The sequence below is a fragment of the Acidovorax sp. K2F genome (genome assembly GCF_025246485.1).
GTDB lineage: Bacteria > Pseudomonadota > Gammaproteobacteria > Burkholderiales > Burkholderiaceae_C > Acidovorax > Acidovorax delafieldii.
The window spans coordinates 136,337-152,634 of the sequence record NZ_JAOBSQ010000032.1; the positions used below are offsets into that span (position 1 = coordinate 136,337).

The following is a 16,298-nucleotide window of genomic DNA, read 5'->3' on the forward strand; positions in this document are numbered from 1 at the left end:
GCAGGCGCCGCCCAGGTTGCAGGCTTGCTTTATTTGCTTACTTGGCGCCGTCGATGATTTCTTTGGGGATCGGCACGCCTGCGTACTTCACATGGATGTCGTTGAGCTTGCCGTTGGCCAGGTTGGTCTTGATCCAGCCGTTGACGGCGGCCATCAGCTCGGGCTGGCCTTTGCGCATGGCCACGCCCAGCTGGTACGACTGCAGGATGAACTTGGTCTCGAAGTCGCGTGCCGGGTTCTTCTTGGCGATGGCCGCGATGATCGGCGGCGTGATAGCCACGATATCGGTCTGGCCCGTGGCAGCGGCGGTGATGGAGGCAGATTCGTCGTCAAAACGCACCACCTTGGCCTGCGGCGCGCGCTCGGTCACGATCTTGTCCTGCGGGCCACCGCGGGTCACGGCCACGGTCTTGCCTGCCAGGTCTTCAATGCTGGTCAGCTTCAAGCTCTTGGGCGCGCCCACGGCAGCCTGGATGGCGCCGTAGGGGATGGAGAAGTCCACCGCCTTCTGGCGCTCGGGCGTGATCGACAGCGACGAGATGATCAGGTCCACCTTGTTGGACAGCAGGTTGGGGATGCGCGCGGAGTTGGTGGTGTTCACGATCTCCAGCGTCAGGCCCAGATCCTTGGCCAGCAACTCGGCCGCTTCCACGTCCGAGCCCACGGGCTTCATCTTGTCGTCCACAAACCCATAGAACGGCGCGCCAAAGTCAATGCCCACGCGCAGCTTGCCGGCGGACTTGATGTCGGCCAGCTCGGCCATGGCGGGCATGCACAGGGCGGCGGCGCCCACGGCCAGCAAGGTGCGGCGGAAGATGAGGGATACGGTCATGGTGGTTGTCTCCTGGTGGTTTTTGAGTACGGAATCGAAAGGGGCAGGGCTGAAGCTGAAACTCAAAGCCCATGAGAAAGAAAGTCGCGCAGCTCGGCGGTCTGTGGGTTCTTGAGCATGTCGCCCGGGCCCGTCTCCCACACCTTGCCCTCGTGCATGTAGATGATGGTGTCGGCCACCCGGGCGGCAAACTCCATCTCGTGGGTGACCAGCACCATGGTCATACCGCCCTGCGCCAGAGCCTCGATCACGCGCAGCACCTCGCCGGTGAGCTGCGGGTCGAGCGCAGAAGTCACCTCGTCGAACAGCATCACCTGCGGCTCCATCGCCAAAGACCGGGCAATGGCCACGCGCTGCTGCTGCCCACCTGAGAGCTGCTCGGGGTAGGCCTGCGCCTTGTCCGCCAGGCCCACTTGCTGCAGCGTGCGAGCGGCAATCTCGCGCGCCTTGCCTGCGGGCATGTTCTTCACGGCCTTGGGGGCCAGGGTGATGTTCTGCTCCACCGTCAGGTGCGGAAAGAGGTTGTAGCTCTGGAACACGATGCCCACGTCCTGGCGCAGCTGGCGCAGGTCGATGGCAGGGTCATGCACCGCGTGGCCGCAGACGTTGATGGTGCCGCTGTCGATGATCTCCAGCCGGTCGATACACCGCAGCGCCGTGCTCTTGCCCGAGCCGCTCTTGCCGATGATGGCCACGACCTGGCCCCGGGGAATGGCAAACGACACGCCCTTGAGCACCTGGTTGCTGCCAAAGCTTTTGTGCACGCCCTTTAGTTCAACGACTGGCTGCGCAGGCGCGGCCGCTGGCTGGGTGGGTTGCGCGGCAGCGTCTCGGGCGAGGTTCATGGTGTCTTCTCGTTTCATGCGGTGGTCACAGAGGGGGTGGCTGTGCCACGGGTGTTTCCAAACTGCTGGCGCTGCTCCAGCTTGCGGCTCCAGACGGACAGCGGGTAGCACATCGCAAAGTAGACGATGGCGATCAGCAGGTACACGGTAAAAGGCTGAAAGATCGAGTTGTTGATGAGCTGCCCGGCACGCACCAGCTCGATAAACCCCACGATGGACGCGAGCGACGTGTTCTTGACGATCTGCACCATGAAGCCCACCGTGGGCGGCGTGGCAATGCGCACCGCCTGCGGCAGCACCACCAGGCGCATGCGCTGGGTGCGCGACAGGGCCAGGCACTCGGCCGCCTCCCACTGCGTGCGCGGCACCGACTCGATGCACCCGCGCCAGATCTCACCCAGATACGCGCTGACGTAAACAATCATCGCGATGCTGGCGGCCACGATGGCGGGCAGCTCCAAGCCCGCAATGGACAGGCCGAAGTAACACAGGAACAGCACCACCAGCAGCGGCGTGCCCTGGATGATCTGAATCCACGCAATCGTTGCCCAGCGCACTGCCTTGATCGGGCTGACGCGGCACAGCGCAATCACGCCCCCGGCCAGGCCACCGCCCACAAACGCAATCAACGACAGGCCAATGGTCCACAGCGCGCCGAACAGCAGGTACTGCAGGTGATACGAGTTCAGTCCACCGTCAATCATTTGGCGCTCCCCAATTTGCGTTGGCGCGTGAACACGATCTGCCCGAACACCCACAGCCCCAGCCGCATCAGCAGCGACAGCGCCAGATACGCAACCGCCACCAGGATGTAAGCCTCGAACGGGCGGAAGGTCTCGGACTGCACCCGCGCCGCCACGGCGGTGAGTTCCTCCACCGAGATCTGCGAGGTGATGGACGACGCCAGCATCAGCAACACAAACTGGCTGGTGAGCGCGGGGTACACCTTCTCCATCGCCGGACGCAGCACCACATGCCAGTACACCTGCCGGCGCGTCAGGCCCAGGCATTCGGCCGCCTCGATCTGGCCCTTGTGGATCGAATCCATGCCCGCCCGCATGATTTCGCAGGTGTAGGCCGCCACGTTGATCACCAGCGTCAGCAGCGCCGCAGCAAACGCCGACACCTTGAAGCCCAGACTGGCCAGGCCAAAGAACACCAGAAACACCTGCACCAACAGCGGCGTGTTGCGCAGCACTTCTACATATGCGCCGCAGGCCTTGGCCAGCCAGCGCGTGTCGCCGCGCCGCCCAATGGCCAGCAGCGTGCCACCCACAAAACCAATTACCGTGGCCGGGAAGGACAGCAGGATGGTCATCCAGGCCCCTTCCAGAAACTGGGGCCAGTTGGCCAGCACGCTGGCAAAGTCGAACTCGTACGTCATGGGTTGGGCAGCCGTGCGCGTCAATCAGCGAGTGCTGGCGCGGCGGCCAAAAGCTGGCGGCTTGCCTTGTGGGCGCAAGCGAGCGTGAACGTGAGCGGAAATACCAGGCATGTCTTTGTCTCCTGCGTGATCGGCCTGGCGAGCGTGCCAGCCGTCACAACCTAGGGTTTGTACTGATGGTTTCTGATGCCTTTGAGCATCGAACGCCGAGTGATAGTATCCGCAGAATCCATCAAATACCAGCAAGCTGGATGATGGTTTTTGATTGAATTGCACATGGCCCAAACCCCGCCCCACCCAAGCAATCCCGGCAGTCCCCGCAGCCCGCGCATCCCCGACATCGCCCAGCTGTCTGGCGTCTCCACCGCCACGGTCGACAGGGTGCTGAACCAGCGTTCGGGCGTGCGCAACGCCACCGCGCAGCGGGTGCTGCAGGCCGCCGCCACCCTGGGCTACCTGCCGCAGGCCGAGCTGCATGCAGCGCTGCAGCCGCAGCCCTTGCGCCTGATGGTGCTGATCCCCGAGGGCAGCAACCGCTTTCTGCAGATGCTGGGCGACGTGATCGGCTATGCCCAAGACCACTGGGCCCCGTTCAATGTGCGTTGCCAGGCGGCGTACATCGAAAGCTTCAACCCCGACGCTTTGGCCAAAGCGCTGCTGCACTACGGCAAGCGCTGCGACGGCATCGCCTTCATGGCGCTGGAGCACCCGGTGGTGCGCGAGGCCGTGGCCCAGCTGGCAGAGCAGGGCGTGCCCACCGTCACGCTCATCTCCGATTTATCCAACTCGCGCCGCGTGGCCTATGTGGGCCTGGACAACCGCGCCGCGGGCCGCACCGCCGCCTACCTCATCGCCCGCTTCATGGGCCCCCTGGCCCACAGCCGCAAGGCGCATGTGGCGATGATTGTTGGATCACTGCGCTACCGCGCCCACGAAGAGCGCGAGGCGGGTTTTTTGCACCTGTTCGAAGAACAGTTCCCCTTGGTGCAGGTCGTGGGCGTGCGCGAAGGGCAAGACGACGCCGAACGCAACTACCGCCAGGCCCGCGCGCTGCTGGAGCAGCACGACGATTTAGCTGGCATCTACAACATCGGCGGCGGGGCCGAAGGCATCGGCCGGGCCCTGAAAGAGGCGGGGGCAGACCGCAAGATCGTGTTCATCGGCCATGGGCTCACGCCGGATACGCGGGCGCTGCTGATCGACGGGACGATGGATGCGGTCATCACGCAGAACCCGCAGGGCGCGGTGATGAACTGCGTGCGGATTTTTGCCAACTTGCGGGATGGGCGGGAGCCGACGAGTGGGGTGGAGGCCACACGCAGCCAAGTCATCTTTCGGGAAAACCTGCCCTAAGCCCGTAAGGCAGAGCCAGTCCTGCTCGGGATGCGCCTATACCGCCGGCTTTGCAGCCTTCGGCAAGTGTGCAGGCGCGCTGCGGCGCCCGACCAGCATCACACCCGCGAGTACCATCGCCGCGCCGCCCATCTGCCACAAAGTCAACGGCTCGCCCAGCAGCCACACCCCAAAAAAGATCGTGAGCACCGGGCCCAGCGTGCCCACGAGCGCGGTTTTGGATGCGCCGATGCGTCGGATGGCGGCTGACGTCATGAACACGGGCAGCACCGTGGAGAAGATGGCCATGCCCAAGGCGTGCAGGTAGACCGGGGCGGGCTGCACCAAGGAGGCCACGGGTTGCGACACCACGAAATGCAGCAGTGTGGCGCCCGTGGAGACCAGCATGGCCAGGGCGGTGAAGCGTGCAGCGCCCAGCCTGCGGATGGCGGGCTCGCTGCCTGCCTGGTAGAACGCATAGGACACCGCCGAGCCAAACACAAAGCCCGCACCGATGAGCACGGCGCGCGTGTCGCCCGCAATGTGCAGGTCGTGCGCGAAGGCCAAGCCGATGCCCGCGTAGGACAGCAACAGCGCGCCCAGCTCCCGGCGGGAGGCACGTTTGCCCATGAAGAGCACGCCGATCAGGATCGTGAGTGTGGGGTAGGTGAACAGGATCAGCCGCTCCAGGCTGGCGGTGATGTACTGCAGGCCGATGAAGTCAAGGATGCTCGCGCCGTAGTAGCCCAGCAGGCCCAGCGCAATCACGAGCAGCCAGTCGCGCCGGGTGAGTGGGGCCAGGTCGCGGCTGGCGCGCCAGCCGACCCAGGCAAACACCGGCACGGAAAACGCCATGCGCAGGCACAGCAGGGTGACGGAATCCACGGGCGTGGCCTGGGGCACCGCGTAGGCCAGTTTCACGAAGATGGCTTTGAACGAGAAGCCCAGCGCTGCCAGGATGGCAAGGAGGAGGCCAAGGCGTTCGGCGGACCAGTATTTCCAGGGCATGGGGGATGGTGGGGGGGTTGCGTAGAAACTGCCAGACCATGCGAAAACAGCGAACGCAGTGCACATGGGGCAGTCGCAATATGAAAGGATGCGGCGATGGTGCCTTGTAGGCACGGCAGGCACAATTGGCATTGCCGCAACCATGCGTTCGTCAAAAACGAACGTGAGAGGGGCCTCCATTGACCTATGACCTGATCGATCTGCGCCTTTTTGTCGCTATTGCCGAAGAGCGCAACCTCACGCGCGGCGCTGCACGAGCCTACCTTGCGCCGTCGTCGGCCAGCCACCGTCTGCGCCGGCTGGAGGAGGCGCTGAACACCTCGCTGTTCGAGCGCCAGACCCGGGGCCTTGCGCTGACCCGGGCGGGCGAGGCCCTGCTGCGCAATGCGCGCCAGGTGCTGGCCAGCGTCGAGCAGATGCATGCCAACCTCTCGCCCTTTGCCAGTGGCATCCGGGGCCATGTGAGCCTGTGGGCCAATACCCATGCCACGCACACCTTTCTGCCCGACGACCTGGCGGGTTTCCTGAGGCAGCACCCGCAGGTCAGCGTGAGTCTGGAGGAGCGCACCAGCGCAGAGATCGTGGTCGCAGTGGCCAGTGGCGAGATCGAGGTGGGTGTGCTGGCCGACAGTGGCACGGGCGCGGGTGTGGAGTTGTCACCCTACCGGCAGGACCGCCTAGTGCTCATCGTGCCCGCAGGCCATGCGTTGGCAGGGCGTGGCCGCGTGGGTTTTGCCGAGGTGCTGGACCAGGCCTTTGTGATGCTGCACGCGGGCTCGGCCATCCACACCTTCACGACCAACGCCGCTGCCGCGCTGGGGCGGCATCTGGACGTGCGCATTCAGGTGCGCAGCTTTGAAGCAGTGTGCCGCATGGTGGGGGCGGGCGTGGGCATTGGCCTGGTGCCCCGGGGAGCAGCCCTGCAGGTGGCGGGCCTGAGCGAGCCGCCGGTGCTGGTCGAGCTGGACGAGTCCTGGGCGCAGCGCGACCTGCAGATCTGCGTGCGCAAGGGGGCGGTGCTGACGGGCTTTGCTGCGGCGCTGGTCGCGCACCTGCACCAGGGCGCTGGCGCCGCCACTGCCTAGTTGCCTGATCAGGCCACTGCGATCTCCACCTTGGCGCCACCGGCCTGCAGCTTTTTGCGCAGTGACTGCGGTGTGGCGGCAGGCACCACCAGCGCGGCCAGTTCGTGCAAGGGGGCCACACTGAACGGCGATGCCGTACCCAGCTTGTCAAGCGAAGCCAGCACCACCGTTTCTGCCGCCCGCTGGTGCAGGGCGCGTTTGACAGCGGCTTCTTCAAAATCTCCCGTGGTCAGACCGGCCTCGGCATGCACGCCGGTCACGCCCATCAGGTACAGGTCGGCCCGCAACTGGGCTGCGGCCTCGACCACGCTGGCACCCAGATTCACCATGGAGTGGCGGAACAACCTGCCTCCCAGCATCAGCACCTCCACCTGCGTGTGCCCAGCCAGCGCCGTCGCTACGGTGGGGCTGTGCGTGACCACAGTGGCGCGCAAGTCCAGCGGCAGGTGCTGCACCACCTGCAGTGAGGTGGTACCCCCATCCAGGATCACCACCTGGCCGGGCAACACCAGCGCGGCCCCGGCGCGGCCCAGGGCGCGTTTGTCTTCGGGGGCCAGTTGCCCACGCAACTGCAAGCTGCCCACTGCGGCCGAGGCGGGCAGGGCGCCGCCGTGCACGCGCTGCAAGCGGCCCTCCGCAGCCAGTTCGCGCAGGTCGCGCCGCACGGTGTCTTCCGAGATGCCCAGCTCCTCGCTGAAGGCCTTGGCCACGATCTGGCCGTCCCGACGCAGGCGGTCGAGCAGGAGCTGTTTGCGTTGGGTGGTCAGCATGAAGAGTTACACGAATTGATTGCACGAATTTGCATGTTTGTGCATGATATTGCGTAAATCAATCTTGTCAAAACCATGCACTCATTACCCGACCACACTGCCTTCGCGCTGGCGCTTGCCGTGCGTCGCTACCCAAGCCCGCTGGCGGGGGGCATTGCATGAGCCGCCCTGTGCCTGAAGTCCCCATCGGTGAGCTGAACGCCCGCACCGAGCATGTGAAGCTGCTGGATGTGCAGGTGCTCTCCGACAACTGGTACGTGCTGCGCAGGGTCACCTGCTCGCTGCGCCGGCGCGACGGTCAATGGCAGACGATGAGCCGCGAGGCCTACGACCGGGGCAATGGCGCCGCACTGCTGTTGTTTGACCCGCGTCGCAGCACCGTGGTGCTGACGCGCCAGTTCCGGCTGCCCGCCTTTCTCAACGGTTGCGCTGACGGCCTGCTGATCGAGACCTGCGCGGGCCTGCTCGACGGCGACGACCCCGAAACCTGCATCCGTCGCGAGGCCGAGGAAGAAACCGGCTACCGCGTGCGCCAGCCGCGCAAGGTGTTCGAGGCCTACATGAGCCCTGGCTCGGTGACGGAAAAGCTGCACTTTTTCGTGGCCGAGTACGAACCGGGCGACCGCATCCGCAGCGGCGGCGGCCTGGAGGGAGAGGGCGAGGACATCGAGGTGATCGAGATGCCGCTGGCCGACGCCCTGGCCGGCATTGCCAACGGCACGATCCAGGACGGCAAGACCATCATGCTGCTGCAGTATGTGGCCTTGGACCTGCGAGGCACCGCCCTGTAAAAAAGGCGGTGCTCGCAGGTGCTCAAGGCCGCACCAGCCGCAGCGGCTCGCCCACGCGCGCCTTCACCACATCGTCGCGGTGGAAGGGCAGGGTGTGCCAGCGCTTGGCCGAGAACTCGCGCATCTGGTCGTTGGCGTGGGGCGATGCGGGGTTGGTGGACTGGCCATAGGTCAAGATGGCCTGGGCCACTGGGCCCTTGGCGTCGAAGGTCACGGTCTGCACATAGCTGGTGCCGTAGTCGATGCGCAAGCCTGCCTTGTTGATGGGTGCGGGCTCCTGGCGGCCCAGGTTGTTGAGCACGCCTTCAAACTCCTCGCCGCCGTGTAGCGCAATCGCTTCTTCGGTGATGGCGGGGCGCTGCACGCTGCCCAGCGTGGCGTCGAGCGTGTAGCCGCTGGTGCGGATGGCCTTGACGGCGCCGTCCAGCGCCTCCCACACCTTGGCGGCGGTGGCGGCGTCCTCCATCTTCAGGCCTGCAGGGGTGGCCACGGGTTGCGCAGGGTCGAAGGGCACGCGGTGCACGCCGGGGATGTTGCGCGCAGTGCGCCAGAACTCTCGGAACACATGGGCGCCGCGGGCATCGACGTTGTTGCGGCGGTCCCAGCCTTTCAGGGCCGCACAGCCGTCGCGCGATTCGGCCGTGGGCGCCTTGTCGCAGGCGGCCAGCAGGTCGGGTACCACCACCTGGGCCATGAAGTTGCGGTTCTCAAACAACTGGCCCTGGATGGCCTGCAGCGTGACCTTGCCCCGGCCGAGCATTTCAGGAATCTCGGCCAGACCGGCGCGGGTGCGTGGCCGGGTCAGGCTGGCGTCGCCCACCAGGGGCGAGATGCCCTCAAACTTCTGGCCGGGGTGGGTGTAGACAAAGCTGTCATTGCTGTTGTGGACCCAGTCCGTGCGGAAGGCCACGGGCATGCGGCCGATGGGGATGAGTCCCGGCACGGGCGATGCGCTGTCGCGGCGCCAGTCGCAGTCAGCGCGTGATCCGTTCAGCACCACCAGGCCGGCAGCGGCGCGCAGCGCGGCGGCGGGCTGGCTGGGTGCGCAGCGGGCGAGCTGGACGGCATCCACATCGGGCACCACGCTCACGTCGGCATACATGGCCTGGCCGCTGCGGTCGGCGGCCAGCGTGTTCACCCAGGGCAGGCCCAGGTTGGCGTGCGCCTTGTGCAGGTCCTGCACCGAGCGGGCGCGGGCAAAGGCCAGGGCCGCGTCCATCATGCGGGTGTTGCCAGTGTTGGCGTCGCGCAGGGCGTAGGCGGTCTTGGCGTTCCAGGTCAGGCCCGCGCGGGGCACCACCACCAGCGGGCCCCAGCGGGTGGACCACACCGTGTGCTCTTGCGTCTGCAGCTTGCCGTCCGGGCCGGGGATCTGGGCGTTGACCTTGCGGGCGGTCATCTTCTCGGGCTTGCCGTCCACCAAGTAGGTGGTGGGGTCGCCCTCGGCCAGCGTCACTTCGTAGAAGGTGAAACGCTTGCCGGTGGACACCGTGTGTGACCAAGCCACGTCCTTGTTGAAGCCGATGGAGACCATGGGGTAGGTGCCAATGCCCACGCCCATCACGTCCATCTGGCCGGGCATGGTCAGGTGCATTTCATAGAAACGGTTGGGGCCGCTCCACGGGAAGTGCGGGTTGCCCAGCAGCATGCCGCTGCCGTTGGCCGTCACGTCCTTGCCAAAGGCCCAGGCGTTGGAGCCGAGGGGCGAGTCGAGCAGGCCCACGTCGCGCAGCGCCTGCGCGGCATCGGCCAGGTTCACGTCAGAGGAGGGCGCCTGCGCGGCCTTGGCGGCGGGAGGCTGGGCGCTCAGCATGCCATCGGCCAGCGCGGCAATACCGGCCTGCACGGCCACCACCTCGGCCATGCGGCGGTATTGGGCCAGGGTCATGGGCTGCACCCAGGGCTTGCCCCGGCAGGCATCGGGCAGGGTGGCGGCGTTGTCGGCCAGGAAGCGGTTGTAGCCCGCCACATAACCACGCGCCAGGGCCTGCGTTTCGGCACTGGTCTTGGCCCAGGCGCGCTCCAGCATGGCGTCGTCCATGTGGGCTGCCATGAACAGGTCGATCTGCGCATTGGGGATGTAGCGGCGGCCCAGCAGCCCGATGGTCTGGGCGCCGAAGGTGCTGCTGCGCTGGCCGCGCGCGGTCACGAGCTGGTCGGCTGTCATGCAGACGTTGTCTTGCGCGTAGGCATAGGCCACGCCGTAGGCCAGCGATTCGGGGTCGTTCGCGGTGATGTGTGGAATGCCGTAGGCGGTGCGCTCAATGGTCACGCTGCGATCTGCGTGTGCAGCGCCTGGCTGGCTGGCGCAGCCCGCCAGAAAGAGGGCGGTGCAGGCCGCGCCCAGGGTGGTCAGGGCCATCGAGAGGCCGCGATGGGTTGAGGGTTCGTGCATGGGTGGGTGTCTCCGTTTGTGTGGGCCCGCAGCGCAGGGCCATGGCTGCGGGGCGCTGTCGTCGCACGGTCATGCTACTGCCCGGTAACACCGAGAAGCGGTGGCGTTTTGGCCACAAAGGGTGGCAAGATCGCCACCATGCCCACTGCCAAAACTGCACTGCCGTCCTGCCTGAACGTGGGCATCCTCTGGGGGCACGGCAGCATTGCCAGCACCGCCGCCGCTGCGGTGGACGCTCTGCGCGCCATGAACATGCTGGCGGCGATGCGCCCCGGGGGCGCGCAGCCCGTGGTGCGCTGGTTGTGGCTGCAGATGCCGCACGAGCGCGACGCCACCCCACCGCCAGTGCCTGGCGCGGAACTGGGCTCGGAGCCGCTGGATGTGGTCGTCATCCCCGGCTGGCTGGTCCCCACGGGGCCGCAGTTGCGTGAGATCAGTCGGCGCTACAGCGAGCACTTTGGCGCCATGCTGCAGGGCCACCTGCAGCGGGGCGGGCTGGTGGCTGCGCTATTCAACGGGTCCAGCCTGCTGGCGCACTGTGGCTTGCTGGCTGGGCGCAAGGCGGCGCTGCCGTGGGTGTTTGCGCCGTCCATCGTGCTGCAGTCCAGCGAGAGTGGGGCAAGGACGGCCGATGTGGCCGAGGTGGCCTGGCAGCGGGAGCGAACCTGGCAGCGTGACGGTGCCCTGTGGACCACCGCATCCCTGCAGGACACCCTGGCCGCCATGCTGGACCTGCTGGCCCAGACACCGGCGGCCGAGCTGGCGCAGGCCGCATCGCACGCGCTGCTTTTTGACCCGCAGCGCCAGCTGACCGCCACCACCGCCATGGAGACCCCCACGGGCAACCCGCTGGCTGCGGGCGCACTGGAGCAGGCGCGGCGCTGGCTGCAGGACCACCGCAACGAGCCCTACAGCCTGCAGGCCACGGCCCGCGCCGCCGCCACCAGCCCGCGCACATTGCTGCGCTGGTTTGCCCAGGTGCATGGCGAAACACCTCAGGACTACCTGCACCGGCTGCGCATTGCCCAGGCCCAGGCGCTGCTGCAGACCACCTACCTCACGGTGGACGATGTGGCGCAGCAATGCGGCTACAACGACACGGGCAGTTTTCGCAAGGTGTTCACCCGCGTGGCCGGGGTGACGCCAGGGGCGTACCGCCAGCGCTTCAAGCTGCGCACATCGCGCAAGCAGTGGTTGGGGCGGCAGGGGCTGCCTGGCACCGACGGGCTGGTGTAGCCGGGCCCACGGCAATTCGCTGTCTCTGGTGGGTGTCTGCGCCAGTGCTGGCGGCGATAATGCTCAATTGCTATTGAATCAATAGCTGCCCAGGCATGCTGGACTAGCGCATCGTGCCGTTTTGATTCTGAAATTGTTTTTTGTCAGCCCTTTTCTCCATGCAAGCCCTGCTCGACGCCATTGCCTCCATGCCCCTGCCCACCGACGCCCAGCGCGTCTTCCACGGCCGGGGTGGGCTGTTCCCGGGCTGCGAGCAGTGGGTGCTGGATGCGTATCCGCCAGTGTTCGTGCTGACGAGCTTTGCACCAGCCAGCGACGCTGAGCTGGAGACCATCGGCGCGGCGTTGCAGGCACGCTGGTCCCAGATTGCCCCGGAAGGCCAGCCGCTGAACTGGGTCTTCCAGCACCGGGGCGAGGCCTTGCGCATCGAGGGGCGCAGCGAAACCCGCCTGATGGCAGGGGCGGTGCCCGACCCCCATGTGGTCACCGAAGCGGGCGTGCGCTACCGCGTGCATGTGCTGCGCGGCCAGAACCACGGCCTGTTTCTGGACATGGCCGCAGGCCGCCAATGGGTGCGCAACTACGCCGCAGCGCGCAGTGCAGACCGCTACGGGCTCAAGGTGCTGAACCTGTTTGCCTATACCTGTGCGTTTTCGGTGGTGGCGCTGCAGGCGGGCGCCAAACAGGTGGTCAACGTGGACATGAGCCACGGCGCCATCGGCATCGGGCAGCAGAACCACCAGCTCAACGGCATCACCACGGGCGCCGCCTTTTTGCCGCACGATATCTTCAGCAGCTGGGGCAAGATCAACCGCAGCGGCCCTTACGGCCTGGTCATCGTGGACCCGCCCAGCTACCAGAAGGGCAGCTTTGTCGCCACCAAGGACTACGCCCGCCTGATGCGCCGGCTGCCCGACCTGCTGGCCCCCGGCGGCCACGCGCTGTTGTGCCTCAATGCTCCCGAGCTGGGCTTGGCCTTCTTGCAGGACCAGATGCAGGAGCTGGCGCCCGATCTGCGGTTTGTGGAGCGCGTGGCCAATCCACCCGTGTTTGCCGACGTGGAGCCGGAGCGGGCGCTGAAGGTGCTGGTGTACCAGGCGCCTGAGCTGGCGGCGCCGGCCTGAGAACCTGTTCTAGAACACCCCGATCCCCAACCCTGCCGCCATGGCCTCACCCAGCGCCCGGCAGCGCTCCAGGTCGGCCGATGCAATCTGTTTGGGGGCCAGGATGGCTTCGGGCGTTTGCGCGTGGGTGCAGACAATCAGCGGGTCCGCCACGGGCCGCAGACGCCAGCCCGTGGCGATGCGTGCGATCTGGCGGGCGGCATTGGTTCCGTCGCTGCCAGCGCAGACCAGGGTGGCGTAGGGGCGGCCATTGATCTGGTCGAGCGCCGCATAGTAGGTGCGGTCAAAAAAATCCTTGAGCAGGCCGCTGACAGCTGCAAGGTTTTCTGGGGTGGCAAACAGATAGCCGTCCGCCGCCAGCACATCGGCGGCCTGGGCCTGTGGCGCGTGCAGCAAGCGCACCGCCACACCGCTATCGGCCGCTGCTGCGCCTGCGCAGGCCGCGTCCACCATCTGCCGGGTGCCGCCGGTGTGGGAGTGGTAGACGATCAGCAGGGTTTTGGCAGCGGTCATGGGGGCAGCATAGAGGCAGCGGCACTGGCAGCGAAGCAGGGCGCGTCACCGAACGGGTTTCTACCACCCTGCAGCGTTGCCGGGCGGCGACTTGCACAGCGCTTTCGATGCCAGAATCGACGGCTGTCAAACACTGAAATGCCCGCTGCCTCATGACCCTGATGCCTGCTGTGTCTTCATGGCTGCAGACCACACGCTCGCGGCTGACCTTGCTGTTTGGCGGTACGGCCGTCCTGGCGGGGTTGGCGATTGGCTTGGTGGCCGACCAGGTGCTGACGCGGCACCTGACCGAGCTGAGTGGCCAATCACTGGTCAGTGCCAGCCAGCCCATCGCGCTGGCGCTGGCCCAGGGCATGCAAGAGCGTGAGCGCGAGATCGCGTTGCTCAGCTACCTGCCCATGCTGACCCGTGACGACGGCTACGCACCCCAACTGCAGGCGCACCTGGAGCAAATCCGCCAGTCCTACCCGTTTTACTCATGGATTGGCGTGACCGACGCGCAGGGCGTGGTGCAGGTGTCCACCGGCAACCTGCTGCGGGGACAAAACGTGTCGCAGCGCCCCTGGTTCAGCGCGGGCCAGCAAGGACCCTATGTGGGCGATGCCCACGATGCGGTGTTGCTGGATAAACTGCTGCGCGCACCCGGCAGCCCGGTGCCTCTGCGGTTCATGGACTATGCGTCGCCCGTCCGGGGACAGGACTCGGTACTCAAAGGCGTGGTGTCGGCCCATGTGAACTGGGCCTGGGTGCAGGACATCATTCGCCGCGCCACACCGCAGTCCCCGATGACAGGCGGGCTGGAGGTTCTGCTGGTGAACAAGGATGGCGTCATCAACACCGCAGGCGCGGTCGAGCAGGCCCGTGCGGCGCTGCCCATCCTTCCGTCGCAGGGTACGTTCCAGGTCATGTCCTGGGGCGATGACCCCAAGGAGACCTACCTGACTGCCGTGGTGCCGGTACGCGCACAGACGGTCACGGACCTGGGCTGGATGCTGGTCACGCGGCAGCCGCTGGAGATGGCGCTTGCGCCCATCAACCGCTTGCACACGCTGCTCGCGCTGCTGCTGGGGCTGATGGCGGCCCTGCTGGTGGCTCTGGCCTACTGGGCGGCGCGGCGCTTTAGCCAGCCGGTGGAGCGGCTGGCCGAGGCGGCACGCCAGGTGCAGGCCTCGGGCCAGGTGGCGGCGCTTGATTTTGAAATGGACACGGTGGAGTTCCAGCATTTGCGCTCCGCCCTGCAGAACATGACCCAGGGCCTGATAGATGGCAAGGCCGCGCTGGAGCAGGCCAACGCCGAGCTGGAGCATCGCGTGATCGAGCGCACCCGGGCCCTGCAGCAAAGCGAGCAGCGCTACCTGTCGATTCTCGAAGACCAGACCGAGATCATCTGCCGCTTTGATGCCGACAACCGCATGACGTTTGTGAACGATGCGTTCTGCAGGCTCTTTCATCTTCGCCGCGAGGATGTGCTGGGGCGGGTATGGTCGCCCATCGTGTACCCGGATGATTTGCCCTTGGTCACACAGAAGCTCGCCGCCATCCACCCTCGCAATCCGCTGGTGGTGATCGAAAACCGCGTGGTGTCGGGCGATGGTTCCATCCGCTGGTGCCAGTTCAGCAACCGTGCGCTGTTTGACGATGCGGGGCAGCTGGTGGAATGGCAGTCTGTGGGGCGTGACATCACCGAGCGCCGCCAGCTGGAGGCCGAGCTGGCAAAGGCCTCAGAGCAATTCCAGGACCTGTACGACCACGCGCCCTGCGGGTACTACGCGCTGGACCGCCAGGGCAAATATGTGCACCTGAACCTGCTCACCCTGCAGTGGTTGGGCCTGCCGCGCGAGGAGATCATCGGCAAGCTGGGCCCCGCAGACTTTTTTGATGACGAGGGCAAGGCGCTGTTCACCGCGTGTTTTCCGGTGTTCTTGCAGACGGGCAAGATCGGACCGCTGGAGTTCAACCTGTGTGGCCGTGGCGGCGTCCACCGGCGGGTGAGCGTGTCGTCCACTGCCATCCTCAATGCGCAGGGCGACTATGTGATGAGCCGCTCCATCATGTACGACGTGAGCGAGCTGCACGCCGCGCGCCAGCAGCTGCACACCCTGAACCTGGAGCAGCAGGCGATGCTGGACAACGACCTGATCGGCATCGCCAAGGTCAAGGACCGTGTCATCGTCTGGCGCAACCCGGCGCTGGAACGCATCTTTGGTTATGCGCCCGGCACGCTACAGGGGCGCACGACCGAAGAGATGTACGTGGACCAGGAGGACTTTCTGGCTTTTGGCCGCGATGCTTACGCGGTGCTGGCCTCAGGCCAGCACTACCGGCAGCAGCGCCGGATGCGCAAGGTGACGGGCGAGATGGTGTGGATTGACGTCAACGGTGTGCTGCTGGAGGGGCAGGGCGAGTCGCTCTGGCTTATGCAGGACATCACCGCCATGAAGCAGTACCAGGAGCAGGTGGAGCACATCGCCTTCCACGATGGGCTCACCCACCTGCCCAACCGGCTGCTGCTGGCCGACCGCATGGCCCAGGCTTTTGCCCTGAGCGACCGCACCCAGACCCAGGCGGCAGTGTGTTATCTCGATCTCAACGGCTTCAAGCCCATTAACGACCGCTACGGGCACGACATGGGCGACGAGGTGCTCAAGGTCACCGCCCGCCGCCTGCTGAAGCAGGTGCGGGGCAACGACACGGCGGCCCGCATCGGTGGGGACGAATTTGTGCTGGTGCTCACCACCGTGAAGGACCCGGCCGAGGTGGACCAGGCGCTGCGTCGGGTGATGGCGGCCATCGAGCAGCCCATCGATCTGAGTGAGGGCCGCGTGGTGAGCGTGTCGGCCGCCGTCGGCACCGCCCTTTACCCCCGCGACGGGACCACCACGTTCGAGCTGCTGCGTGCGGCGGACCAGGCCATGTACGCCGACAAGGGACATGTGTCGGCCGAGCGCAGCTTGTGACTGCCATTGTCAGGCGCTAGGCAGGC

At 66.3% G+C, this 16,298-nt stretch carries 14 protein-coding genes; 6 read left to right on the forward strand and 8 right to left on the reverse strand.

What is annotated here, in order from left to right; translation table 11 throughout:
- Positions 1–37: 37 nt before the first annotated feature.
- From N4G42_RS11275 to N4G42_RS11290, 4 genes are all read right to left on the reverse strand, one after another.
- Positions 38–832 carry a transporter substrate-binding domain-containing protein gene (locus tag N4G42_RS11275; RefSeq protein WP_260667213.1) on the reverse strand — a complete coding sequence of 265 codons (795 nt, stop codon included), beginning with the start codon at positions 830–832 and terminating at the stop codon, positions 38–40.
- Positions 833–894: 62 nt separating this feature from the next.
- A complete protein-coding gene (locus N4G42_RS11280; RefSeq protein ID WP_260667214.1) occupies positions 895–1,677 on the reverse strand; it encodes an amino acid ABC transporter ATP-binding protein in 783 nt (260 codons plus the stop codon).
- Positions 1,678–1,691: 14 nt separating this feature from the next.
- Entirely contained in the window at positions 1,692–2,381 is a 690-nt protein-coding gene (locus tag N4G42_RS11285) for an amino acid ABC transporter permease (protein ID WP_121506464.1), read from the reverse strand.
- A complete protein-coding gene (locus N4G42_RS11290) occupies positions 2,378–3,061 on the reverse strand; it encodes an amino acid ABC transporter permease (RefSeq protein ID WP_260667215.1) in 684 nt (227 codons plus the stop codon). Before N4G42_RS11290 ends, N4G42_RS11285 begins: the two co-directional genes overlap by 4 nt.
- A gap of 276 nt (positions 3,062–3,337) precedes the next feature.
- Between N4G42_RS11290 and N4G42_RS11295 the strand changes: the two genes are divergently transcribed.
- Positions 3,338–4,414 (forward strand): LacI family DNA-binding transcriptional regulator, encoded by a 1,077-nt coding sequence (locus N4G42_RS11295; protein WP_260667216.1) that lies wholly within the window; start codon positions 3,338–3,340, stop codon positions 4,412–4,414.
- Positions 4,415–4,450: 36 nt separating this feature from the next.
- On the opposite strand, the gene N4G42_RS11300 is transcribed toward N4G42_RS11295, so the two are convergent.
- Positions 4,451–5,401 carry a DMT family transporter gene (locus tag N4G42_RS11300; protein ID WP_260667217.1) on the reverse strand — a complete coding sequence of 317 codons (951 nt, stop codon included), beginning with the start codon at positions 5,399–5,401 and terminating at the stop codon, positions 4,451–4,453.
- Positions 5,402–5,580: 179 nt separating this feature from the next.
- On the opposite strand from N4G42_RS11300, the gene N4G42_RS11305 reads away from it, so the two are divergent.
- Positions 5,581–6,486, forward strand: coding sequence for a LysR family transcriptional regulator (locus tag N4G42_RS11305; RefSeq protein WP_260667218.1), 906 nt, complete (start codon positions 5,581–5,583; stop codon positions 6,484–6,486).
- An 8-nt stretch (positions 6,487–6,494) separates the two neighbouring features.
- On the opposite strand, the gene N4G42_RS11310 is transcribed toward N4G42_RS11305, so the two are convergent.
- On the reverse strand, positions 6,495–7,256 hold the full coding sequence (locus N4G42_RS11310) for a DeoR/GlpR family DNA-binding transcription regulator (RefSeq protein ID WP_260667219.1): 762 nt from the start codon (positions 7,254–7,256) through the stop codon (positions 6,495–6,497).
- A gap of 158 nt (positions 7,257–7,414) precedes the next feature.
- On the opposite strand from N4G42_RS11310, the gene N4G42_RS11315 reads away from it, so the two are divergent.
- A complete protein-coding gene (locus N4G42_RS11315) occupies positions 7,415–8,047 on the forward strand; it encodes an NUDIX domain-containing protein (RefSeq protein WP_260667220.1) in 633 nt (210 codons plus the stop codon).
- Between the two features lie 22 nt (positions 8,048–8,069).
- Here N4G42_RS11315 and N4G42_RS11320 read toward each other — a convergent pair whose 3' ends face one another.
- The gene (locus N4G42_RS11320) at positions 8,070–10,442 is read right to left on the reverse strand and encodes a penicillin acylase family protein (RefSeq protein ID WP_260667221.1); all 2,373 of its coding nucleotides are present in this window, start codon (positions 10,440–10,442) and stop codon (positions 8,070–8,072) included.
- Positions 10,443–10,580: 138 nt separating this feature from the next.
- On the opposite strand from N4G42_RS11320, the gene N4G42_RS11325 reads away from it, so the two are divergent.
- Together N4G42_RS11325 and N4G42_RS11330 are read left to right on the forward strand one after the other, a co-directional pair.
- A complete protein-coding gene (locus N4G42_RS11325; RefSeq protein WP_260667222.1) occupies positions 10,581–11,678 on the forward strand; it encodes a GlxA family transcriptional regulator in 1,098 nt (365 codons plus the stop codon).
- A gap of 158 nt (positions 11,679–11,836) precedes the next feature.
- Positions 11,837–12,802, forward strand: coding sequence for a class I SAM-dependent methyltransferase (locus tag N4G42_RS11330; RefSeq protein WP_108499198.1), 966 nt, complete (start codon positions 11,837–11,839; stop codon positions 12,800–12,802).
- Positions 12,803–12,811: 9 nt separating this feature from the next.
- On the opposite strand, the gene N4G42_RS11335 is transcribed toward N4G42_RS11330, so the two are convergent.
- A complete protein-coding gene (locus N4G42_RS11335; RefSeq protein ID WP_108499197.1) occupies positions 12,812–13,315 on the reverse strand; it encodes a flavodoxin family protein in 504 nt (167 codons plus the stop codon).
- A 152-nt stretch (positions 13,316–13,467) separates the two neighbouring features.
- Here N4G42_RS11335 and N4G42_RS11340 point away from each other — a divergent pair, with 152 nt between their 5' ends.
- Positions 13,468–16,272 carry a PAS domain S-box protein gene (locus N4G42_RS11340; protein ID WP_260667223.1) on the forward strand — a complete coding sequence of 935 codons (2,805 nt, stop codon included), beginning with the start codon at positions 13,468–13,470 and terminating at the stop codon, positions 16,270–16,272.
- The last annotated feature ends 26 nt before the right edge of the window (positions 16,273–16,298 follow it).